The following is a 23,186-nucleotide window of genomic DNA, read 5'->3' as shown; positions in this document are numbered from 1 at the left end:
AAAAGAGAGGTGCCTTATTAAATGAAAACACCATTAAAACCTGTTTGGGATCTGGAGTCCATTTTTAGTGGAGGTTCTTCCTCCGAATCCTTCGCGGCGTACTTGATTGAGCTCGAACAGGATGTACGTAAACTGCAAGCTCTTTTGATCGAAACCTCTGCACCAAAAACCGTTGAAGAAACTCACGCGTTCGACGCGATCTTGGAATTGCTGCAAAGCTGTTATATTCGCATTTCGGAAGGCTCTGCGTTTGTGTCTTGTCTTTCGTCGCAAAATCAGAAGGATAAGAAGGCTACGCAGCTGCAAGGCTCCATTAGTTCACTCGCGGCTATGCTGAACAGCAGCAAGTCCCGGTTTGACAATCTCCTCAGCCAGACGGCAGATGACGTATGGGAGAAATGGATGGCACGTGAAGAGATCAAGCCTCTGGCTTTTGTACTGAACGAGAGCCGTACTCAGGCTCGTGAGAAACTGTCCCCTGAATTAGAAGGTCTTGCACTGGATCTGGGCGTGGATGGCTACCATGGTTGGGGCAAGTTCTATAATACGATCGTCAGCAAGGTGAACATTCCGTTTGAACAAAATGGTGAGACAATCATGCTGTCTGCAGGACAGGCTGCCAACAAGCTGAGCGACAGTGACCGCGATGTACGTGAAACGGTATTTGCGAGCTGGGAGCAGGCTTGGACGGACGTTGAAGACTTCTGTGCTGACACACTAAATCACCTTGCCGGATTCCGTCTCAAGTTATATGAGAATCGTGGCTGGGACGACATTCTGAAAGAACCGCTAGCGATCAACCGGATGTCACGCCAGACGCTGGATACGATGTGGGATGTCATTAACGGGGCTAAGCCAGCACTTGTAAAGTATCTGGAACGTAAGGCAAAGCTGCTTGGTGTGGATAAGCTCAGCTGGAGTGATATCGATGCACCTGTAGGCAAATCGGGTGGTAAAGTAACATATGATGAGGCTGCAATCAATATTGTTGAACAATTTGCAAAATTCAGCCCTAAGCTCTCGAAATTTGCCGAGATGGCATTCGAGAAACGGTGGATTGAAGCCGAAGACCGTCCAGGCAAGCGTCCAGGTGGATTCTGTACTTCATTGCCGCTCAGCAAAGCTACCCGCATTTTCATGACGTTCTCCGGAACGCCGTCGAACGTGTCTACACTTGCTCATGAGCTGGGTCATGGCTATCATCAGCATATTATGGAAGAACTTCCTGCACTGAATCAACGTTATGCCATGAATGTGGCGGAGACCGCTTCTACGTTTGCCGAGCTAATCGTCGCCGATGCATTGGTGCAGTCTGCGACCGATGAACAGGAAAAGCTGGCTCTGCTGGAAGATAAGATTCAGCGCAGCGTTGCTTTCTTCATGAATATCCATGCCAGATTCCTGTTTGAGAATCGGTTCTATGAACAACGCAAAAAAGGCTTGGTGAATGCAGATGAGCTTTCCAAATTAATGGTAGAAGCTCAGCAGGAAGCATTCTGTGGTGTACTTGCATCGGATCACCCTCATTTCTGGGCATCCAAACTGCACTTTTACTTGACGGGTGTACCGTTCTACAACTTCCCATATACATTCGGATACATGTTTAGTGCAGGCTTATACGCCAGAGCGCAGCAGGAAGGTACAGCTTTCGCAGATAAATACGACGATTTGCTGCGGGATACCGGACGAATGACTGTAGAAGAGCTTGCACAGAAACATCTGGGCACAGATCTGACACAACCTGAGTTCTGGCAAAATGCTGCGGATTTGGTTATTGCCGATATTGAACAATTCCTTGAAATGACCGCAGCCGCCAAGTGACAAATGCAGGAAACAATACCCAATCATTTTAATCGAGTTGAATAATACTCTGTTACATGAAAAAGAGAGCTGCATCACGTGTTAACCGACATGTGAATGCAGCTCTCTTTGGTTGTACTGATAATTATTTGGATTCGAATATTTTGTCGTATTATAGAGGATTGACTCGTTTTAAAGCAGGAGATTGGCAATTAATTGTGCAAATTATAGTAATAAATACCCAAGTTTGTTTAGTTTTGTTGAATGAGTATATATGTTGTCATATAATGAGTCGTAAGTCCTTGTTTTATAGGACGAAGTGCATAAAGGAGGAGCGTAATGGTGAAAATTGACCAGCTTTCATTGGCACGACAGTTGGATTTAGTGTTTAAAGAGCTTGATAAGGAATTAGCAGGGTTGGACTCAGGTGTTGTTTTTGTGCAAATACGCAATAATGTAATTGGAAAGTTCGGTATTCGACATAATCCGATAACTGGACGGGATGGACAGATGGAGGTGGAAGATCAGGGCTTAAGTGAAAGCCAGCGATCCTCATTCCGCGTTATGGCGCTTGAAACGCTGAAATTTAAGCGGAACTGGACCCATGGGGAGATTTCGTATGACTTTACAGTAAGGCAGGGCATGATTTTGGTGGATGCTACGATGGAATCGAATTACAACATGGCTAATCTTATGATTCGTTACCCTAGAACAAATACATACATGGAATCCGGAATGGAATCGACATCTTAATCGTCCAGACATGCCAAAAGCGGCGCTTCCGGAGAAGGCCGCTTTGGCTTCAAATCATCCAAGCATTAGTCCTAGCTTAAGAACGACCAGACAATTGTTGCTCAGCGATTTGTACCAGACGTTTAGTAATGTATCCACCCAGAGAACCTGTCTCACGGGAAGTGTAGTTACCATAGTATCCGTCTTGTGGAATTGTTACACCCAGCTCTTGCGCAGCTTCCATTTTCAATTGTTGCAATGCTGCGTTTGCTTGAGGAACAACCAGGTTATTAGAACGGCTTCCGCTACCTCTGTTTTGACCTCCGTACATGTGTGTCACCTCCTTATGGCTTGGTGATGTTAGTATGGTTAGAGAATGGGGAAATATACGTGATATGGCGTAAGGGAAAAATTGGGATTTAGAATGGCGGAATAACATGAAAAAGCCGATCCAGACAGGATCGGCTACATTGTTTATAAGGTAAATATTATGAGTGTTCCAATGCAATACTCATATAAGATTTAAAAGTTACTACTCGGCAGCAGGAGCTACAACCTCAATACGGGTGAGAAGCTCAACAGGCTGTTCAGGTTCCAGACGAATTAACCCGGTTTGTTTGTCCGTCAGAGGAAGATTCGGGGCATCCGAGAGCCAAGTGTAGGGCTCAATGCACAGAAACTGATCGGATTCACCTTTGGTAAAGAGAACCCAGTGCTTAAAATACTGTTCATCTGCTGAATAGTTCAGCACATATCCATCTTGACGACGAAGTGTTGCAGTAGCCGCCTGACCCTCAGCTGCTTTGAGGATCGTATCCCAATTGCGTCCCTGCATATTCATTCCTTCGTTTAAGGATTCCCATTCACCAAGAAGTTCAAGCTCGCCCGTAGGCAGTTGTTCTTCGTTCTGAGCGTATACGCCTGAGACAGGCAATTGCAGTGTCCATTCGGCAGGCTTGCCGTCTAGCAGGAACCATGTATGATATCCCATTCCAAACGGAGCGGGAGTGGACCCCAGGTTGGTGACACGAAGACGCTGGCTCAGCACGGAATTTTGCAGTCTGAACGTCATTTCGAGTTTCAGTGGCACCGGAAATTGCGCCATCCAGTGCTCTTCATTTGCAGTCAGCAATTCGGTAGTAATGGCACAGCCTTCTTCATCTTCTTCAATGTCGCTGACACACCAGGATTGGGTTCGATGGAGGCCGTGAATATGATTGTCATTTGCCGTATTCTGATCGAACTGGTATTTAACTCCTTCGTACTCGAAGCGTCCGCGATGAATGCGCCCTGGCGGAACCAGAAGCGGAACGCCGAAGTGATATGGTTTCTGCAGATAAAATGCTAACTCATCTTCTTCAGGACTGCGAACGACATCACGATCCTGTACCAGATCACGAATCGAGATGATATTATTTCCTAGACGCGGCAGCAGGGTGATCTCCAATTCACGGCTATGTAGGATATACGTGTCGTAACCATTCCATTGGCCTTTGGTCACTTGTTTCATATCGATGCTCCTTTTCCCACTTGAAATCTGTCTGCAGGCGGCTTGTCATGTTCCGCCGCAGGCGTGTCATTGAGTACATGCCAGCAATCCCATACAGCCTTCAGATCGAGGGCTGAAACAGGATAAGCAATTCCATCATAACAGATTTCGGCTTGGTGGGTAAAAAAAGCTGATTCCATTTTTGACAATCTGCGTGAAGCGCATTAAGATGGAATTCAGATAGCAATAACTTATGAATTCAACTAAAGCGATGACAGGGACAAGTACGTCAGGAGAAAACTCTTCAGAAAGCCGGTGGGTGATGCGAACCGGTGTGAACTCTTAACCGAATGGGCCCTTGAGTGCCGATTGGAACAGGTGAAGCTTGTGATATACCAAGCGAACCTCAGTAGAATGGGACGTCTATTCCACGTTACGGGAAAATGAAGGTGTTTTTGCGCAATGGAAAAACACGAATAAGGGTGGCACCACGGTCTCACGTCCCTTGCGGATGTGAGGCCTTTTTGCGTCCGCGGAGAGTTCAAGGACCGGGTAAATTTGAATGTTAAATTAGGAGGGCGTACGACATATGAAAACGGTATTGTCTGGAATTCAGCCGAGCGGTAAACTCACGCTGGGCAACTACATTGGTGCAATCAAGAACTTTGTGAAGCTGCAGCATGACTATCAATGTCATTTCATGGTAGTGGATCTGCATGCAGTAACTGTGGCTCAGGAGCCAGCTGCGCTGCGTGAACAGTCCGAAGCGGTGGCAGCTCTGTTTTTAGCCGCGGGAATCGATCCGTCCAAATCAAATGTGTTTCTGCAATCCCATGTTCCCCAACATGCGGAGCTCGGATGGTTGATGACCACACTGACATCAATGGGGGAACTTGAGCGGATGACCCAGTTCAAGGACAAATCGTCAGGCAAAGACTCCGTTGGTGCGGGTTTGTTTGTATATCCGTCATTAATGGCTGCTGACATTTTGCTGTACAATGCGGATCTTGTACCTGTTGGCGAAGACCAGAAACAGCATTTGGAACTCACACGTGACCTGGCAGGTCGTTTTAACCACCGTTATGGAGAATACTTTACGATTCCGGATCCTTATATTCCACAGGTGGGAGCACGCGTGATGTCTCTGGATGACGCTTCTTCGAAAATGAGTAAAAGTAATCCTAATGCAGGCAGCTATATTGCTTTGTTGGATCCACCGGATGTGATCCGCAAAAAGATCAGCCGGGCTACAACGGATTCTGGTCGTGAAGTGGTCTATGACCCAGCTAACAAGCCTGAGGTCAGCAATCTGATGAGTATCTATGCAGAATGTGCAGGGATCACCCTGAATGAAGTGGCAGAACGTTATGAGGGTAAGATGTATGGTCCGTTCAAGAAAGAACTGGCTGAAGTGGTCGTATCCGTGATTGAACCGCTGCAGGAACGTTATCGCGAAATTCGTGAGTCCGGCGAATTGGCCGAGATTCTGGATAATTCAGCACGCCGCGCGGAAACGGTCGCTGCCAAAACTCTTCATGATGTGAAAGAGCGTATGGGATTTGTTCCTAGACGTACAGTGTAAGCATCAAAGATAGGGATTAGTGGAAAACTTCATTAGGAAAATGTTTAAATACGAAGAGAGGAGCCGATGGCTCCTCTCTTCGTTGTTTCGAATAGAAAGATGATGATTCCTGTTCAGGATGTCGATTCGGATGTGGAGCGTACTTCCTGACGTTCCTTTTTGGCACGAATAACGAATCCCCAGCCGATATTGGCAATGGACAGAATAAACAGGAGCGAGGCCAGCCAGCCGTTATAAGAAATTGATATCGCTGAAACCGTTAACAAAACAATCGAGGAGAATGCAAACCATAAGGATAAACCTTTACTCATTGGGAAAAACCTCCATCACAAATTTAATGAATCTCCGTATAACCTGAAGCGTGCGAGCCATAATAATCTTGCAAGCTTGCAATACATTACAGACACAGATTGAAAGGAGATTTTAAATATGGCTCAAGGATCTCGTTCTAACAACTTGGTGGTACCTCAAGCAATTGCAGCACTGCAACAATTGAAAATGGAAGCTGCACAAGAACTGGGTGTAACAATCCCGCAAGACGGTTACTACGGTAACTACACTTCCCGTGAAACAGGATCTCTGGGTGGTTACATCACCAAACGTCTGGTACAACTTGCTGAGCAGTCTCTTGCTGGGTCTGGCAAATAATTTATCATAACAAGACAGCAACAAAACAAAAGCCCGGAGCGGAAACGCTCCGGGTTTTTTCGCGCAACAGTTCCTATGTCTGATTGTGCCTTCCGCAGTCCTTCCCGTCAAGAGCGGGCGGATAAAAGTTTTTTATCCATTTTCTCATCACTTAACCAGCCTACATACGTATCAATGGTTTCAAAATTTCGGTCCATCACGACCACGGCGACAAACGGATACTGCTTGCGGTGACGATAACGAACGTCCGCCCAGCGAACTTTGTATCCAGCTGGCAGCTCTTCTACCTCTGCAACCGCATAGGAAGTGAAGTAGAGAAAGGCATTTACCTCAGGTGATTTGCGTGAGGCTGCTACGGCTGCATGAGTGGAAGAGGAGGCATGCAAATGCCATGTCAGCTCCGCTCCATCCATTTTCCCGATTTCATAACTGTCATCTGCAAAATGCTTCACCACATGCCAGCGGTTCCAGGATATCGTTGGGATGACGATATATCGAAGTGCCGGTTTGTTGTTATCCAGTCTTTTCACTTTGGCAACAGCCTGGGCATGCGCAACAATACGCCATACATAATAGAGAGCAATAACGATATACAGTGTAACGAACAACGGTGCAGGGGCTGCCAGATCAAAGGCCCACAGCAAAATTGCGACCACATGCGAAGTAAACAGAAACGGATCAAAAATATGAATGATGTTCCAGGCAATCCAGCGTTCTGTAAATGGCCTTGCCGCCTGGGTTCCATATGTGTTGAACAGATCAGTGAAGACATGCACACCCACAGCTACAGCTGTCCAGGAAGCGACGTGTCCAATGGGAACATCCGGGAAAATCAGCGCTATAACCCCCGTAATGAGTAAAACCCACAGCAGGAGAAAAGGCGGTGAATGGGACATGCCCCGGTGATTTCGAATGTACAGTGAATTACTTTTGAGACGCAACGCTGTATCAATGTCAGGGGCCTGGGAGCCTGCGATGGTACCCACCATTACCGCAGCAGCGAGCATGGGGCTGGAAGCCACGACAGGATCAACATAAGCCAGGCCTGCCAAACCGATACCCATGACAAAATGTGTAGAAGTATCCATAAACGTCTCCTTTGTGGTGTAGATCAATTTCATCATATTATTGATTCTCTATCTAGGTGATACCCATATATAGTGTATATTATCCGCCTGGCCTGAAGCAAAAACTGCAAAAAAACAAAAAAAGATGTCATAAGACTTCCATTTCGACTGACATTTGTACGAGCATTGTCATACTCTTTGCCATTTTCCTATGATAAACTTTATATCGGAGGCAAAAAGAGAGACCTCCAAACACGAGAATTAAGGGGGATTTCCAAGCGTGGATAATCAGTTGAGATACCAGGCTTCTTCCGATTCCGCAACATTAACCTCGCCTCCGACCAAGTCGGGATCGTGGAAAGACTTTATTCACATTACCAAACCGGGAATACTCCGGACCAATCTTATTGCTGTTTTTGGTGGTTTTTGGCTGGCATCCCAGTGGGATATCAACATGGTTAAGATGCTGCTAACCTTGCTCGGAACCGCGCTTGTTATGGCTTCTTCCTGTGTGTTTAACAATTATTTTGACCGCGAGCTTGATTTGAAAATGGAACGTACCCGCAACCGATCCCTGCCAACAGGGCGTTTAACACCCAAAGTAGTTCTTTCCTATGCCGTTATTTTGGGCGTGTTGGGATTAACCGTTCTGTTTGTTTTTTCGGGTACACTGGCCGGACTATGCGGTATTTTTGGCATGTTTGTCTACGTTATTATTTACACTCTCTGGTTAAAACGTTCTTCGACATGGAGCACATCCATTGGTGGTTTGTCAGGTGCCATGCCGCCTGTCATCGGTTATGTCGCAGTAACGGGACGTTTGGACTTAGGTGCATGGCTGCTTCTCGCCATGTTGTTTCTGTGGCAGCCTCCGCACTTTTGGGCGCTTGCCATTCGCCGGGTTGAAGATTATCGGGCAGGTGGATTTCCACTCCTGCCAGTTGTAAAGGGCATTAAGCGAACCAAAATTCAAATGATTCCTTATCTGGTTTTGCAAATTTTTGTCCCCATTCTGATGTATGCTTATGGCTATGCCGGTATTTTTTATTTGACGGTGTCCCTGGTTCTGTCTGTACTGTGGTTGTACTATGCACTCAAAGGTTTCCGCACACAAAATACGGACGCCTGGGCCAAAAAGGTATTCCTTTACTCCATTAATTATCTGTCTCTGAGCTTCATCCTGATGATTCTGGATACCGTTCATAAATAACTGGAATACGTTCAGTATACGTGCAAAATAAATGCTTGGGCATCTGCATCCAGAACGGTTACAATATGGTAGAGTCCCATTGTCGATGGGGTTCTTCGTATACATATGCAGTACAAAGAAAAAGAAGCAGGTTATTTCCTCACAATTAATGGACAGACACCCCGGCATGTAATAGAGCATTTTGCATAAATCCAATAAGCGACTTCCAATCTTCAATATATAGATCAAAATGATCTAATTCGTCTAAATATTGTACCCCGGAGCGAGTGGAATCGAATGATGCAAAATGCTGAATAAAAACGCTTAAACTTCAAGCAAGTTATGTATGCGTATTCATATTGTCAGGTATAGAAAGGACGAGGATGATGCTGAAAAAGTACAAATGGACCTGGATGCTGCTGGGGCTCGCACTGATTATGGCTGTATACCTCATGTGGGGCACCGTGTTTGCCAGCAAAGAGAAATTACCCGAAATTCGGGAGATTCAATCCTTTTCCATGGAGAATGTAGATGGAACTACCGTCTCACTTGATGATACCAAGGGCAAGGTGCGTCTGTTCTATTTTTACTTCACCAGTTGTCCGGATGTTTGTCCAATTACGACGTTTACGTTGTCACAGGTGCAGGATTTGTTGAAGGAAGATGGTACATTCGGCAAGGATGCTTCCTTTGTTTCGATTTCATTTGATCCTGAAGTCGATACGAAGGAGAAAATCAAGGAATTCGCGGACCGCTTCCACGCGGATTATGACGGGTGGTATTTCCTAAGAGGGGATATGGACAAAACGAAACAGCTCGCCAAGGATTCATTCCAAATCCTGATCGAAGGTGAGAGCAAGGAAGATTTTGCACATATGAACATGATTGGTCTAGTGGATCAAAATAATCAGCTGCGCAAAGTGTACAACGCGTTTAATACTGAGGATGTCGAACCAGCAGTAATTGCTGAGGATATCCGCAATCTAATCAACGAATAATGCTTGTTCAGTCATATTAGAAGGATAGCAAAGGCTGCTCGCCAGGTTGTTGAACGAACCGGCAAGCAGCCTTTTTGGCGTTTTGTTGATTTTAAAAAGAAGGATGTTCCGGGTATTGAATATATTCTTCCAGACCGGCCTTTTCCAACTGGGCAATGATATATTCATCGGGCGTTCCCTCCACGCCGGCATAACCTCGCCTTGTATACATCTGCACCGCATCGGGAAAGGCGTCCCGCAGCACACCTCTGATTTTTTTGCCTGAACTGTCATTATCCATAAACAAATATACTTCATCATAACCAACCTGTTTGCGCAGTGACTCTAGCTTGAGCGAATTCAGTGTACCAAATGTACATAATATGCTAATTTCAGGCCCAACGAGTCGCTTCAGTTTGCTGCGGTCATTTTTACCTTCCACAATGACATGAATAGGCATCATATTCACCTCTTGTTCGAGAGCTAGTGTCGACATTCCCCGGGAAATGTTGCAGCGAAAATCGACTGGATTATATATAGTGTAGCTTTAAATGGGGGAATGATGCAAAGCAAAGGTAATCCAAACCACCCGATTCAAAAGGGAACACAATCCTCGTTGTGACGTTAACCCAGAACACTGTTCGGATCAGTAGAAGACAGGGAAGCTTCGCGTCGGCTTGTGAAGTATGGAAGGAGCAGAATGCCAACCATCAATAGAATGAATGCAATGAAATACGGCGAGACACCCATGCGTAATTGCCCAGCAGCGATTGGACCGATGAAGGAACCAATTGAGGTGGCGATGGATTGCAGCGAGAAAATACGCCCCAGCTTGCTTCCTCCACTTAAACGGATGAACAGGGTAGCCATGGCTGGGAAGGTAATCCCTTTGGACATCCCGAGTACAAACAGTACAGCCGCCAGTGGGATCTGCGGGAAGGCTGCGAGTGTGAAGAAGCAGAGGGACATCAGCAGAACGCCTGCAGTTAAACGCAGCTTGGGCGAATAGCGGTTAAGAAACAGCATGCTCAGGGTGAGAAGTGCCCCAACACTAATGATGGAAAACAACAAACCGGTAGACATCATGGACGCGTGTCCTCCGCCCCGAAGAGGTAATTCAAAAAACAGAATGCCTTGGGCACAAGCAATGACAAGCGGCAGCGCGAAGTATCGCCAGGAGACGGGAATAAATGTGCTTGAGCTCCCGCCAAGGTTAGAAGGCTTGGGTGGAACAGTCTCCTTCTCACGCTGTACATCGACAAGCCCTTTTGGCATGGATAACCAGGCAATCATTCCCGACAAGATGAGCAGATAACCGAGACTCGCAAAGGTAGCAGAAAATCCCAAAGCACCAACAATCAGAGCCCCTGCTGCAGGGGATACGACCGACGCCAGCGTATGCACGACACCATGTCCCGACATATATTTGCCCTGCGTGACGGGGTTGGTCGACAGCTGTGCAAGCAGAGCTAGGCAGGCCGGAGACAGAAAAGCAAGCACAAATCCACTGATGGAGCGAAGTGCAAGCAGCTGCCAGGGGGTGTGAATATTGGCTTGCAGCAGCAAAATGATGCCGGCCCCGAGCAGACTGAACACAATATAACGCCGACTGCCGTGTTTATCGATTTGTGTGCCGGCAATCAAATTACCAGGAAGATGTGTCAAGGAGTAGATGCCCATCATCCACCCGATGAAGGTGGGAGCAGCCCCGAGCGATATCGCAAATGGGGTCAGGATGGGATACTGGGCGTGCAGATCAAAAACAGCAAGAAACAAAAATAGATAGAGCCAGATGGCCGTTTTCACAAAAGCCCCTCCTTGTTAAACGATGCATGTTCATGCCAGGTCGTCAAAATGTGCTCCCCGTTCTTCATGCAAAACCTCATGGTACTACTTGTACGTTCAACGGGACGAACTTAGACCTTTATTTTTACAAGGGAGTGCTTAGCTGACAGCGGGTTCGGAAATCATGTATAATATTCGGGAAGTGTGATTTCTTAACTCTAATACGGAAGGTGTAATCATGAACATAGAAGTAATCAAAGAGTTTGTGATGCAGAACTGGCTGGTGATCGTTGTTGCGCTGATCATTTTGTTCTTTGTTCTGAATGTGGTCAAAACCGTATTGAAATGGGCGATTGCCATCATCATTATTGCGGCTCTGTTGATATACAGCGGCATCTCCATCGATCAAATCAAACAGACGGTTTCCGAAGTACAGACCAGTACGATGGACACGTTGAAAAAGGAAGCAACCAACATGATGGTGAAGGAGGCCTCGAAGGCAACCTACACCAAAGGACAGGATGGACAATTTACCATTACGAGTCCCAATGTGGAAATTAAAGGTTCTGCCGGATCGAACAAAGTCAATGTGACCTTCCGCGGTATTTCACTGGGTGAATGGAATCTCGACAATGAAACGATACGTACTTTTGTCGATCAGGCCAAAGGAAATATAACAGCACCAGCTTCTTAGCAAAGGGGGAATGGATACGTGCTGCAGAGTTGGCTGGACAGTCTGAAGGAGTTCAATGGCATCACGATTATGCTGTTATTGATTGTGGCTGCTTCATTGCTGCAGGGATGGTCCAGAGGGGCTTCGCGTTCCGCAGGTAGACTTTTTGGATTCCTGATGGATGGTATTATGGCGGTCATTGGCATTCTGTTGTCCATCGGATTGACACTTTGGCTTGCGCCGTACGTGCAGCAGTGGTTGTCTGCACATGCCGCGGCCATGCCGAATCGGGATCTGAACCGCTGGGAACAGATGTATTATACGTTGGTTACGGCGATTGCCGATTTTCCGCTGATGCGGTTTGCCGTGTTATTTGTGCTTAGCTATGGATTTATCCGTATGATTCTTGGATTGTTCTCTTCCCTCTTCTTCAGAAGGAGATATGATTCAGCAGAACAGGCAAGCAGTCCCAAAGGGATCGTTAGTCGCTTCATGGGGGCTGTTATTGGTGCCGTCATCGGCTCAGCCCGCGGGATGATTGTTATTGCCATTCTGTTTATGATTGTCAGCCTGTATCCCGGAAGCATGTTCAGCCGGTATGTGGAAGCTTCGCCGATCTATATGCAAGGGGCCAAATCCGTGATCGAACCGTTATCCGGTAATCTGATCAAGGACAAGCTGCCGGTATTTACCCAAGCGGTTCAAAAGGAACTGGGCGGAATTTTGCAGCGTAAGTATGAAGTCATTGACCACAATATTCCGGCAGATATCGAATCTGCGGCAAGTGAGATTGTGAAAGGTCAAGCGACGGATGAAGCGAAAGCACGGGCCCTGTATGATTGGGTCGGTTCCCGCATTCAATATGATTACGGCAAAGTGGATGATTATGAGCAAAAAGGCATATGGCATGAACAGACACCGCAGAACACGTTTGATACCCGAAAAGGGGTATGCATTGATTATGCTCGTCTGTATGCGGTCATGGGTCGTTCACAAGGACTGGATGTTAAGGTCGTTACAGGCCTAGGATATAACGGTCAAGGTGGATATGGCCCACATGCATGGAATGAAATTTATTTGAGTGATTCCCAGAGCTGGATTCCGCTTGACCCGACATGGGCGGTGAGCGGTGACTGGTTCAATCCTCCGAATTTTGCCGATACCCATCTGAAAGATCAGACAGCATAATATTACACCGGACAGGGTTCCGGATTATGACGACGTTGCCAGGTTATCATGCCGCGGCTAGACTACGCAGAGCGGTATGCATCAAGTCATGAAAGAGGTAGGGTGAATGAACAATCATTCAAAAGAGAAGGATGAACTTACGGACAAACGGCGCTTCAGTTACCGGATGAACGTATTTTTCTTCGCTTCCTTTGTTATTTTTAGCGTTATTATTGTACGATTGGCGTTTTTGCAATTTGTGGAAGGGCCTGAGCTCAGTCAAGAAGAAGCCAGCAATATTACCAAGGATGTCCCGCTCGCTCCGGTGAGAGGAACCATCTATGATTCGACCGGTGAGGTGAAGCTGGCGTACTCCAAGCCGATTCAGTCTCTATATCTGACGCTATACAAAAACTACGGTGATGTGAACGGACAACCAAGTCCAAACTTCCCGGAAGCTCAGGATATTGCAACCCGGCTGCATGATGTGTTTGAACAGTATAAAACAAAGGAATCAGAGTCCCTTACCGTTGATCAGATCATTGAAGCGATGGACCTGAATTCCCGCAAGGCGAATGGCTTCATGCCACGTCTCATCAAGAGCGATCTATCCGAGGAAGAAGTGGCTTATTTCCTGCAGCACAAGGATGAATTCACAGGGATTCAGATTGTTGAAGAAAGTGTGCGTTATTATGATGAGGATACGGTTGCTGTTCAGACCATCGGATATTTGAAAAAGTTCAAAAGCTCCAAAACACTGGATAAATATAAAGAGGTTGATGAAGCGAACAAAACGCAAACCGACCCGGGACTGGTATACACGGAAAACGAGTTTGTCGGGTTCGACGGACTTGAGCTGCAGTACCAGGACATTCTTCGTGGTAAAAGTGGTTATAATTCCGTTGATGTGGATTTGCGGAATTTGCCAGAAGGCGTGGCAGGTTCCACTCCACCTGAGAAGGGGTATGACCTGATTACGAGCATTAACAAAAACGTGCAGGTGAAGACGGAGCAGGCAATTCTGGATCAACTGAGCTGGCTGCATACACATCCGGTTTCCGGTAAGCTGCATCCCAATGCCAAAACAGGTTTTGCCGTAGCGATGGAAGTGGATACAGGCAAAATCGTATCGATCGCCAGTATGCCGGACTATGATACGAATATCTGGAGAACAGGGAGTATTACGAACGATCAGTACGATGACATCAAGTATGTATACCAAAATGGTACCATTCGTTCCTTCCCTCCGGATGATTCCAAAAAGCGGGCTGAATCGGTTGTTTTGCTTGGTTCCACGATCAAACCACTCAGTGTATTGATCGGCTTGAAGGAAGGCTTCTTTACAACGAACACGGTCTATTCGGACAGAGGTTCAACGACGTTCGGTGGAGATAACCGCAGAGTACAGAACTCCTCAGGGCATGTCTATGGTCTGATGCGTCCGCGTGATGCGATCCGTCACTCTTCCAACGTGTTCATGATTGACGAAATCGGTAAGAAATTATACTCCCAATATGGTGCCAAAGGGATCGATAAATGGGACGAGTACATGAAGCAGTTTGGCCTTGGCGTTTCCACCGGAATCGATTTGCCAAACGAATGGCTTGGATACAGAGAATACACCAATGAACTGGAAAGTTCCCTGACTCGTCTTGTGTATGCTTCCTTTGGTCAACAGGGGAAATATACAGCCATGCAGCTTGCTCAATATACAACGATGCTGGCAAACAAGGGAAAACGGATGCAGCCGCAATTGGTTAGTGAAATCCGTGATTCAGAGGGTAATGTTGTTGAGAAAATGAAACCGAAAGTTTTGAGCACGGTCGACTTCAATGACGCATACTGGAATGAGGTTCAACGAGGCATGGCCACAGAGGTTACTGCATTTAGCGGTTTCCCGTATGACTTTGCCAGAAAAACAGGTACTTCAACACAGGTAGTCGGCGGGAAATTGGTCGACAACGGGGTATTTATTGCTTATGCGCCGCGGGAAAATCCAAAACTGGCTGTAGCCGTGGTCATCCCCGAAGGTGGATTCGGTTCCAACAGTGCGGCTCCGGTTGCACGTGCGATCTTTGATGCGTATGACGAAGAGTTCGGTCTGGACGGTGTTCCGAAGAAAGATAAAACCGAAGAAACAGATGAAGCAGCAACGCAGTAATTCATATCGTTAAGGAGAGGGCCCTTTGGGTCCTCTTTTTACTTTATGGAGTTAAGAATGGAACAGAAATTTACATAATACCTGTAACTTCATAGGAGTGTGACACGTTTATTAAATTGAATAGATACACAATATTCCAGGTCAACAATGGAGAAAGGGTTATCTCTAGTTTACGAAAATGTAACCAAAATTAGGAAGACGTGTTAATCAACCTTTGATAAACTTATATAGGAGAATTTTTGAGCTGTGAGTTAATTCAAAATGTTACTAATTATTTGATATAGAACGGAGACGCCTACACATGTTTAAGCGATGGAGGAGCAAGAAAGCATCCGATGAGGATACAGTTGTCAACAAGCCGTCAGCGGCAAGAATAAATATGTTTTTTTTCGCGGCATTTGTCATCTTCAGTATTCTTATTTTCCGATTAGCCTTTGTGCAGTTTGTCGAGGGACCTGAATTGACGTATATGGAAACGTCTCGTAATACGAAAGACATTCCTCTTGCACCTGTGCGTGGTCCGATCTATGACGCCACCGGGAAAGTGGCGTTAGCGTACTCTGAACCTGTGCAGTCTCTGTATGTATTGTTGTATGAGGACTACAGTAACGGTTCCCGACAAGAAGAAGCTCAAAAACTGGCAGATGATCTGGCTGCCGTGTTCAAGGAGTTTAACCCTGGTGACAAGGAACAGCCGGATGCAGAGGAAATTATGAAACGCCTCGATCTGGATTATCAAAAGGCGCACGGGTATACACCAAGACTGGTGAAATCCGATCTGAACACAAAAGAAATTGCCTATTTCATGGAAAAAAAGGCTGATTATCCAGGTGCTATGGTACTGGAAGAAAATATAAGAAAATACGATCCTGACAGGGTTGCTGTTCAGGTCATTGGTTACACAAGAGAGTTCAAGGGTCAACAAAATAATTTGGATAAGTATAAAGAAATAAGTAAGTCGCTGGCAACGGAACGTGATCCGGGTCTTCGCTATACTCAGCAAGAAATGGTTGGAGTTGACGGATTGGAATTTCAATATCAAGAGGAACTTCGTGGACGTAGTGGCTACCAATCCATTGATATTAACGCAAGGAATTTGCCGGAAGGGACCATGGTGCAGACGCCACCCGAGAAAGGATACAGCCTGGTATCAACGATTAACAAGGAAATCCAACTGGCAGCTCAGCAGGCCATAACAGATGAACTGCGTAAATTGCCCAAAGCCATTACCGGGTATGCGGTTGCCATGGAAGTGGATACAGGCAATGTAGTAGCGATGGCGAGTATGCCAGACTACGATCCGAATGAATGGGATTATGATAAGATCAAATACGTTTTCCGTAATGGGACGATTGCCTCCTTCCCGCCAAATGATTCCAAGCCCAGCCATGCAGAGTCAGTTGTTCTGCTAGGTTCCGTCATCAAACCTCTTAGTGTACTTATTGGTTTGAAAGAGGGCCTGTTTACAGCAGGAGAGACCTATCCCGATCAGGGATATGCCATTCTGGGGAAAGACGGGCGACAGGTGAGAAACTCCCACTCTGCCTATAATGGTAATATCACTGCAAGACGCGCCATAGAGAAGTCTTCCAATGCTTTTATGATTGATATGGTGGGTAAACGGTTGCTGAATAAATACGGCTCGGACGAAGGAATCCGCGTCTGGGACGAAAACATGAAAGATTTCGGCTTGGGTGTCTCCACAGGTGTGGATCTGCCAGGTGAGTACCTCGGCACACTTGAATATAAAGATAAAGATGAATCCGCATTGACACGTCTGGCGTTTGCCTCGTTTGGTCAACAAGCGAAGTACACCACGCTTCAACTGGCGCAATATACCACAATGCTTGCCAATAAGGGCAAACGAATGGAGCCTCATCTGGTGAAGGAGATTCGTGACGCGGAGGGCAACGTGGTTAAGAAAATCAAACCCAAAGTATTAAACGAGGTGGATTTTGCGGATGCATATTGGAATGAAGTACACCGCGGCATGGTCACCAAAGTGAGCTCGTTTGACGGCTTCCCTTATGACTATGCTCGTAAAACAGGTACATCGGAGCAAGGGACAGGACCAAATAAGAAGGAAAACGGTGTGTTTATCGCATTTGCACCGCGTGAGAATCCGAAACTGGCCATCGCGGTTGTTGTCCCGGAAGGCGGATTCGGGTCCGTCAGTGCGTCTCCGATAGCACGCAAAATCTTCGATGCATACGATGAAGTGTACGGTCTGGACGGAACTCCAAAAGGGAAGAAAGATCAGGAGAAGGACAAAGAGTAAAACAAGATTTTTGAGGAGAGATACCCAAATAAGCGAGTATAACTAACTCAAGTGTAGTGTGGTTACTCCACAACATCATCCTGCAAAACAGCCAATGAAACGGCTGAACTACGGAACTGGACAGGCAAGGGAAATTATCCCTTGCCTTTTTATTTTGCATCGGCTAAAATTTGCACAAGGGAAACATTATTAGTCGTGTATAAATTTCAATACCTTGTACAACAAAATTAGTTATGGACAATTATTTTAGGTGAGGGAAAGGGGAGGCTTGATTTGTTGATGGTAAAGATGAGGAGTATTCAGAGAGGGCTCATGACGCTTACAGCAATGGTTTTGGTTGTTCTATTGACAGCTTGCTCCAGTTCGGCAGAAACGGGGAGCACTGAAGGGAAGATGCAGGTCACAGCAACCACAGGCATGATTGCAGATGTAGCACGTGAGATCGGAGGGGAATATGTTGACGTTACCGGGCTAATGGGTCCAGGCGTAGACCCTCACTTGTACAAGGCATCGCAAGGGGATATCCGCAAGCTGGAGCAAGCCAGCGTTATTTTCTATAACGGGCTGCATCTGGAGGGCAAGATGACTGACATTTTGGAGAAAATGTCCAAGAGCAAAACGGTAACTGCCGTAACAGAGGGCATTCCAGTAGAGGAATTACATTCGGGTCAGGAAACTGGCGGTACGGAATATGACCCACACGTTTGGTTTGACGTAAGCCACTGGATGCATGCAGCAGAAGCCGTGCGTGACACACTCATGGAAGCTGATCCGGATCATGCTGAGGCATACAAAACCCAGGCAGAAGCGTATTTGGCCAAACTTGAGGAACTAGACAATGAAGTGCGGGAGAAAATCCAGGAGATCCCTGAAGCGAGCCGGGTACTGGTTACAGCCCATGATGCCTTTGGATATTTTGGAGAAGCCTACGGCATGAAAGTGATGGGACTTCAGGGAATCAGTACAGCAGCTGAGTACGGTGCGAAGGATGTCAGCGAGCTGCGCGATTATCTTGTGAATAACAATATCAAGGCCGTATTTGTGGAATCCAGTGTGCCGGCTAAAGCGATGGAAGCAATCATTGCCGGAGCCGCCGAAAAAGGACATACGGTCAGCATTGGCGGCGAACTGTTCTCGGATGCCATGGGTGCTGAAGGAACCGAAGAAGGTACGTATATTGGCATGATCCGCCACAATACCGAGACGATTGTAGAAGCTTTGAAGTGATGAACCATATCGAGAGAGGAGTGGAAACAGCATGAGCGACACATCTTTATCACAAAAAATCATTACATCTACGAATCCTAACCACTTGCAGGGAACACAGCCTACATCGGCTCCTCTTAGTGTTCGGGATCTGGCGGTGGCTTATCATAAAAAACCTGTGCTAAGCGGGGTATCCTTCGATATACCCGAAGGGCAGCTGATTGGCATTCTCGGTCCGAACGGGGCCGGGAAGTCCACACTGATCAAAGCTGTGCTGGGGCTGGTTCCGAAGATGCACGGTGAGGTACGGATTTTTGGTCAATCTTACCGCGAGCAGCGGCGCCGGATCGGATATGTACCCCAGCGGGAATCGGTAGATTGGGATTTTCCAACCCATGCACTGGATGTAGTCATGATGGGACGGTACGGTCATCTGGGCTGGTTCCGCCGTCCAGGCAAAAAGGAACGGGATCTGGCTGCACACTGCCTGGAGCAAGTTGGAATGGGAGAATACATGCATCGCCAGATCAGCCAGCTGTCCGGTGGACAGCAGCAGCGAGTCTTTTTGGCTCGTGCACTGGTACAGGATGCAGACTTGTACTTTATGGATGAGCCGTTCGCAGGAGTGGATGCCACAACGGAAAAAGCCATCATTTCCCTTTTGGAACAGCTGAAAAAGCAAGGAAAGACGGTACTCGTTGTTCATCATGATCTCGCGACAGTGGAAGAGTATTTTGACCATGTGCTGCTGCTCAACGGGCGCCTGGTTGCCGGCGGTCCGACGAGCAAAGTGTTTGTCCCGGATCTATTGCAGGAAACGTACGGGGGCCGGATTGCGATGATCGGAAGCCGGACGGAGAAAGGCCAGGTGTAATGATGGGGAACTGGATCCTTTCCATTCTGTCTGATCCCAACACACGCTGGATTTTGCTGGGCTGTTTGCTGCTTGGGTTCAGTAGTGGAATCATTGGCTCATTTACATTTTTACGCCGCCAGAGTTTAATGGGCGACACTTTGGCACATGCAGCTTTGCCGGGGATATGTATCGCATTTATGTTGACGGAAACAAAATCGGTGGGTCTCTTCCTGTTTGGCGCACTCGTTGCAGGAATCATCGCTACCTTCGGTATATCGTGGATTACAAGCTATTCACGAATTAAGCAGGACGCAGCAATGGGGATTGTACTGACAGTATTCTTCGGCATTGGCGTAGTCATGCTGACCCGCATCCAGCACGGAGCCAGCGGGAGCCAGAGCGGGCTGGATAAATATTTGTTTGGCCAGGCGGCATCCATGGTGATGACGGATGTATATGTCATGGGCGGTGTCTGTCTGGTATTACTCATTGCCTGTCTGGTGTGGTTTAAGGAATTCAAGCTGGTGAGCTTCGATCCGGGATTTGCACGCGGGATGGGTCTGCCTGTTGCGGTGCTTGAACAGCTGATTTTGCTGCTGACGGTCATTGCTGTTGTAGCCGGAATTCAGGCAGTCGGCGTGGTTCTCGTCGCTGCCCTGCTCGTGACTCCCGCGGCCGCAGCGCGCTGCTGGACTGATTCGCTTGCACTTATGGTGCTGCTCGCAGGCATATTCGGTGCACTGAGTGGTGCGACAGGTACCATCTTCAGTACACTTGTACCTAATCTGCCGACAGGACCCGTGACGGTACTTGCGGCTACGGTATTGTTTGCCGGGTCAGCGTTGCTGGCACCACGTCGTGGATTGCTGGCTCGCCGTTTACGAAGTATGCAGGCCAAATCGGCTTATCTTAGAGAAGAGCGTGCTGCGCTTCAGACACTTTCCGCCCAAGGCACACAGCAGGAACGAGGTGAGATGTAATGGCGACATTTTGGATTATTTTAACGGCAGTATTGGTTTCATCCGCGTGTGCCATTCTCGGCTGTTTCCTCATCCTGCGGCGGATGGCACTGGTTGGGGATGCGATCAGTCATGCCGTACTTCCCGGGATTGCGATTGCTTTTCTGTGGAGTGGTTCCAGAGATTCCTTATGGATGCTGCTCGGGGCGACTATTTTCGGCCTATTAACGGTGTTCTTTATCCAAAGTCTGCAGGCTGGGGGATTGTCTTCCGATGCTTCCATTGGCATTGTGTTCACGGCACTGTTTGCCGTTGGCGTTATTCTGATCAGTCTCAATGCCCAGCATATTGATCTGGATCTGGACTGCGTGCTGTTTGGCGAGATTGCTTACGTGCAGTGGGATACATTAACGCTTGGGGGCACCGATGTCGGGCCGAGGGCGGTTTGGATGCTCGGGATCACACTGCTGGTTATCCTGATTGTCATCGGACTGTTCTATAAACAGTTCAAGCTGTGTGCCTTCGATCCGGCCCTGGCAGCTGCCTGCGGTATTCCGGTCGTATTGTTCCATTACCTCCTCATGGGGCTCGTTTCCATGACGTCCGTGGCTTCTTTTGAAAGTGTAGGATCTATACTCGTGGTAGGCATGTTGATTGTTCCTGCGGCGACAGCTTACCTGCTCACGGATCGTTTGGGTAAAATGATTCTGTACAGTGTACTGGTAGGTGCAGCTTCCTCGGTGGGAGGTTACATCATGGCCTACGCGCTGGATGCTTCCATTGCTGGCTGTATGGTGGCGGTAGCTGGGATCCTGTTTGTTCTGGCACTGCTTTTGTCTCCGAAGCATGGGATTGTATTCCGTTACGCTCGTCGCAAATGGGCTACACGTTAATGAATCGAAAAAACCGTCTGCATTGCGCAGGCGGTTTTTGACTTTTATTTTTATATCCATATGGAAAAGGATTTCATTGATTATGCCATACAGAAGGAGTGTATTTATTCTTAACTCCCTTTATATCGATATTTTGTTGCATATGGATGATCTGTGGTAAAATGTCGTTAGCTGTGACGTCCGGAGCGTCCGCCTCCCGCGGATACCGGGCGGTCTTTTTGTGAGAATATGTTGGATAGAGAAAAAAAAGAATGGAAGTTGAACTGGAGATACATTGCAGGACGGTGGGGACTGAAAGGACCTGGAGAAGCGAAGTGGTCGCGTTTATAACCGGATTTTCCCCATATAGATGGGATCAAGAAAATCTGGGGATAACAGCGATCGGAAGGTTTTCTGTCTGCATATCGACTGTATGTATATCTAAGAGTTGAACTTGGAGAGAGAACCGAGGAGGAATACTGCATGAGTGAACTTAAATACAAATTGCTGGCACTGGATATGGATGGGACATTGCTCAACGATAATCATGAAATCACCCAGGAAACCGCCAAGTGGATTCAGATTGCCATTCGTCGCGGGGTACATGTGTGCCTGTCCACGGGAAGAGCCGTGTTCCATGCGATGCCGTATGCGGTACAGCTTGGTCTGGAAACGCCGATGGTCACGGTCAATGGCAGTGAAGTCTGGAAAGCTCCGCATGATCTGCACATTCGCCATCTGATGGACCCGGCCCTGATCCGTACGATGCAGGAAATTGGCGAGAAATATAACAGCTGGTACTGGGCTTACTCCGTGGAAGAACTGTTCAACCGAGAACGCTGGACAGACAATATTGAAGGGCTGGAGTGGCTGAAATTTGGTTTTAATACCGAAGTGGATGAAGTTCGCCACCAGATCATGATGGAACTGCAGCAGCTGGGAGGTCTTCAAATGACGAATTCCTCACCTGTCAATATTGAGATTAATCCGGCTGGCATTTCAAAAGCGAGTGGTGTGGCTGAAGTCTGCAAGCTGCTGGGAATAGAGATGTCCGAAGTCGTTGCTGTCGGAGACAGCCTGAATGATCTGGCCGTCATTGAAGCGGTCGGTCTGGGCGTTGCCATGGGTAATGCACAGGAACAGGTAAAGGAAGCTGCTGACCTGGTTGTGGCGAGTAACAATGAGGATGGAATTGTGGAAGTCATTCGTGAACACATTTTGAAGGGGGAATAACCTTTGCTTGCAACCGTTGGCTGGATTTTAATTGTGCTTTTGTTTGTGGTGGGGATGGCCGGAACGGTGTATCCGATACTGCCTGGTGCTATAGCGATCTTTTTCGCGTTTCTGGTCTATGGCTGGTTCTTCAGTTTCGATCCGTTTGGCGTATGGTTCTGGATTTTCCAGATTCTCATCGTGGTGGTACTGTTCGTAGCTGACTATGTCGTCAGTGCATGGGGGGTCAAGAAGTTCGGTGGTTCCAAGCTATCCACTACCCTGAGTACGATCGGTGTGATTATTGGTCCATTTGTGATCCCGGCATTCGGGTTGGTACTGGGACCATTTATCGGGGCGTTTATTGGGGAACTGATCGGTGGATCTTCACCTTCCAAAGCGTCCAAAGTTGGTTTTGGTTCTGTCGTAGGCCTGTTTACCAGTACGGTCATGAAAATTATTTTGCAAATCGTTATGATTGTTCTGTTTATTATCTGGGTGGCAAGATTCGCATAGACGTTCGGAATGGGCTT

Annotated in this window: 23 protein-coding genes and 1 other annotated feature; of the genes, 16 read left to right on the top strand and 7 right to left on the bottom strand. The window is 47.3% G+C overall.

Features of this window, described 5'->3' with window-relative positions; genetic code table 11:
* The first annotated feature begins 21 nt into the window (after nucleotides 1–21).
* Nucleotides 22–1,821: a M3 family oligoendopeptidase gene (locus AB3N00_RS24040; RefSeq protein WP_413036848.1), complete on the top strand. Its 1,800-nt coding sequence runs from the start codon at nucleotides 22–24 to the stop codon at nucleotides 1,819–1,821.
* Nucleotides 1,822–2,139: 318 nt separating this feature from the next.
* On the top strand, nucleotides 2,140–2,553 hold the full coding sequence (locus AB3N00_RS24035) for an O-methyltransferase (RefSeq protein WP_413036847.1): 414 nt from the start codon (nucleotides 2,140–2,142) through the stop codon (nucleotides 2,551–2,553).
* A 76-nt stretch (nucleotides 2,554–2,629) separates the two neighbouring features.
* Here AB3N00_RS24035 and AB3N00_RS24030 read toward each other — a convergent pair whose 3' ends face one another.
* The 3 genes from AB3N00_RS24030 to AB3N00_RS24020 all read right to left on the bottom strand — a co-directional run bounded on the left by AB3N00_RS24030 (nucleotide 2,630) and on the right by AB3N00_RS24020 (nucleotide 4,221).
* Nucleotides 2,630–2,863 carry an alpha/beta-type small acid-soluble spore protein gene (locus AB3N00_RS24030; RefSeq protein ID WP_095292177.1) on the bottom strand — a complete coding sequence of 78 codons (234 nt, stop codon included), beginning with the start codon at nucleotides 2,861–2,863 and terminating at the stop codon, nucleotides 2,630–2,632.
* Nucleotides 2,864–3,064: 201 nt separating this feature from the next.
* Nucleotides 3,065–4,042 (bottom strand): aldose 1-epimerase, encoded by a 978-nt coding sequence (locus tag AB3N00_RS24025; RefSeq protein WP_413036846.1) that lies wholly within the window; start codon nucleotides 4,040–4,042, stop codon nucleotides 3,065–3,067.
* On the bottom strand, nucleotides 4,039–4,221 hold the full coding sequence (locus AB3N00_RS24020) for a hypothetical protein (protein WP_175399204.1): 183 nt from the start codon (nucleotides 4,219–4,221) through the stop codon (nucleotides 4,039–4,041). The genes AB3N00_RS24025 and AB3N00_RS24020 overlap by 4 nt, the downstream gene beginning before the upstream one ends.
* Before the next feature lie 62 nt (nucleotides 4,222–4,283).
* Nucleotides 4,284–4,530, top strand: a binding site (T-box leader).
* 80 nt (nucleotides 4,531–4,610) lie between these two features.
* Between AB3N00_RS24020 and trpS the strand changes: the two genes are divergently transcribed.
* Nucleotides 4,611–5,603: a tryptophan--tRNA ligase gene (trpS, locus tag AB3N00_RS24015; protein WP_413036845.1), complete on the top strand. Its 993-nt coding sequence runs from the start codon at nucleotides 4,611–4,613 to the stop codon at nucleotides 5,601–5,603.
* A 113-nt stretch (nucleotides 5,604–5,716) separates the two neighbouring features.
* Here trpS and AB3N00_RS24010 read toward each other — a convergent pair whose 3' ends face one another.
* Nucleotides 5,717–5,914: a hypothetical protein gene (locus AB3N00_RS24010; protein ID WP_175399206.1), complete on the bottom strand. Its 198-nt coding sequence runs from the start codon at nucleotides 5,912–5,914 to the stop codon at nucleotides 5,717–5,719.
* Nucleotides 5,915–6,032: 118 nt separating this feature from the next.
* On the opposite strand from AB3N00_RS24010, the gene AB3N00_RS24005 reads away from it, so the two are divergent.
* Complete coding sequence (locus AB3N00_RS24005; protein ID WP_413036844.1) at nucleotides 6,033–6,251, top strand: small, acid-soluble spore protein, alpha/beta type; 219 nt, start codon at nucleotides 6,033–6,035, stop codon at nucleotides 6,249–6,251.
* A 107-nt stretch (nucleotides 6,252–6,358) separates the two neighbouring features.
* Here the strand turns inward: AB3N00_RS24005 and AB3N00_RS24000 are convergent, their stop codons facing one another.
* On the bottom strand, nucleotides 6,359–7,339 hold the full coding sequence (locus AB3N00_RS24000) for a metal-dependent hydrolase (protein WP_413036843.1): 981 nt from the start codon (nucleotides 7,337–7,339) through the stop codon (nucleotides 6,359–6,361).
* A 259-nt stretch (nucleotides 7,340–7,598) separates the two neighbouring features.
* Here AB3N00_RS24000 and cyoE point away from each other — a divergent pair, with 259 nt between their 5' ends.
* Together cyoE and AB3N00_RS23990 are read left to right on the top strand one after the other, a co-directional pair.
* Nucleotides 7,599–8,528, top strand: a complete 930-nt coding sequence (cyoE, locus tag AB3N00_RS23995; RefSeq protein WP_413036842.1) for a heme o synthase — start codon at nucleotides 7,599–7,601, stop codon at nucleotides 8,526–8,528.
* Between the two features lie 365 nt (nucleotides 8,529–8,893).
* Nucleotides 8,894–9,505 carry an SCO family protein gene (locus tag AB3N00_RS23990; RefSeq protein WP_413036841.1) on the top strand — a complete coding sequence of 204 codons (612 nt, stop codon included), beginning with the start codon at nucleotides 8,894–8,896 and terminating at the stop codon, nucleotides 9,503–9,505.
* A 91-nt stretch (nucleotides 9,506–9,596) separates the two neighbouring features.
* Here AB3N00_RS23990 and AB3N00_RS23985 read toward each other — a convergent pair whose 3' ends face one another.
* Nucleotides 9,597–9,944 carry a toprim domain-containing protein gene (locus AB3N00_RS23985; protein WP_413036840.1) on the bottom strand — a complete coding sequence of 116 codons (348 nt, stop codon included), beginning with the start codon at nucleotides 9,942–9,944 and terminating at the stop codon, nucleotides 9,597–9,599.
* Nucleotides 9,945–10,108: 164 nt separating this feature from the next.
* A complete protein-coding gene (locus AB3N00_RS23980) occupies nucleotides 10,109–11,290 on the bottom strand; it encodes an MFS transporter (RefSeq protein WP_413036839.1) in 1,182 nt (393 codons plus the stop codon).
* A gap of 217 nt (nucleotides 11,291–11,507) precedes the next feature.
* Between AB3N00_RS23980 and AB3N00_RS23975 the strand changes: the two genes are divergently transcribed.
* The 10 genes from AB3N00_RS23975 (at nucleotide 11,508) to AB3N00_RS23930 (ending at nucleotide 23,169) form a co-directional block, all read left to right on the top strand.
* Nucleotides 11,508–11,963, top strand: coding sequence for an ATPase (locus AB3N00_RS23975; RefSeq protein ID WP_413036838.1), 456 nt, complete (start codon nucleotides 11,508–11,510; stop codon nucleotides 11,961–11,963).
* Between the two features lie 18 nt (nucleotides 11,964–11,981).
* Nucleotides 11,982–13,130, top strand: coding sequence for a transglutaminase domain-containing protein (locus tag AB3N00_RS23970; RefSeq protein ID WP_413036837.1), 1,149 nt, complete (start codon nucleotides 11,982–11,984; stop codon nucleotides 13,128–13,130).
* A 106-nt stretch (nucleotides 13,131–13,236) separates the two neighbouring features.
* Nucleotides 13,237–15,270 (top strand): peptidoglycan D,D-transpeptidase FtsI family protein, encoded by a 2,034-nt coding sequence (locus AB3N00_RS23965; RefSeq protein ID WP_413036836.1) that lies wholly within the window; start codon nucleotides 13,237–13,239, stop codon nucleotides 15,268–15,270.
* A 301-nt stretch (nucleotides 15,271–15,571) separates the two neighbouring features.
* The gene (locus tag AB3N00_RS23960; protein WP_413036835.1) at nucleotides 15,572–17,548 is read left to right on the top strand and encodes a peptidoglycan D,D-transpeptidase FtsI family protein; all 1,977 of its coding nucleotides are present in this window, start codon (nucleotides 15,572–15,574) and stop codon (nucleotides 17,546–17,548) included.
* 279 nt (nucleotides 17,549–17,827) lie between these two features.
* Nucleotides 17,828–18,775 carry a metal ABC transporter solute-binding protein, Zn/Mn family gene (locus tag AB3N00_RS23955; protein WP_413036834.1) on the top strand — a complete coding sequence of 316 codons (948 nt, stop codon included), beginning with the start codon at nucleotides 17,828–17,830 and terminating at the stop codon, nucleotides 18,773–18,775.
* Nucleotides 18,776–18,806: 31 nt separating this feature from the next.
* The gene (locus AB3N00_RS23950) at nucleotides 18,807–19,628 is read left to right on the top strand and encodes a metal ABC transporter ATP-binding protein (protein WP_413036833.1); all 822 of its coding nucleotides are present in this window, start codon (nucleotides 18,807–18,809) and stop codon (nucleotides 19,626–19,628) included.
* A 2-nt stretch (nucleotides 19,629–19,630) separates the two neighbouring features.
* Nucleotides 19,631–20,590 carry a metal ABC transporter permease gene (locus tag AB3N00_RS23945; RefSeq protein ID WP_413036832.1) on the top strand — a complete coding sequence of 320 codons (960 nt, stop codon included), beginning with the start codon at nucleotides 19,631–19,633 and terminating at the stop codon, nucleotides 20,588–20,590.
* A complete protein-coding gene (locus AB3N00_RS23940) occupies nucleotides 20,590–21,462 on the top strand; it encodes a metal ABC transporter permease (protein ID WP_413036831.1) in 873 nt (290 codons plus the stop codon). The genes AB3N00_RS23945 and AB3N00_RS23940 overlap by 1 nt, the downstream gene beginning before the upstream one ends.
* Nucleotides 21,463–21,924: 462 nt before the next feature.
* Nucleotides 21,925–22,674 (top strand): Cof-type HAD-IIB family hydrolase, encoded by a 750-nt coding sequence (locus AB3N00_RS23935; protein ID WP_175399217.1) that lies wholly within the window; start codon nucleotides 21,925–21,927, stop codon nucleotides 22,672–22,674.
* Nucleotides 22,675–22,728: 54 nt separating this feature from the next.
* Nucleotides 22,729–23,169, top strand: coding sequence for a DUF456 domain-containing protein (locus tag AB3N00_RS23930; protein WP_413036884.1), 441 nt, complete (start codon nucleotides 22,729–22,731; stop codon nucleotides 23,167–23,169).
* Nucleotides 23,170–23,186 lie beyond the last annotated feature (17 nt).

It is taken from the genome of Paenibacillus xylanilyticus (assembly GCF_047246825.1).
GTDB classification, from domain to species: domain Bacteria; phylum Bacillota; class Bacilli; order Paenibacillales; family Paenibacillaceae; genus Paenibacillus; species Paenibacillus xylanilyticus_B.
The sequence above is the reverse complement of the archived record's forward strand: the minus strand, read 5'-3'. Positions and strand labels throughout refer to the sequence as shown.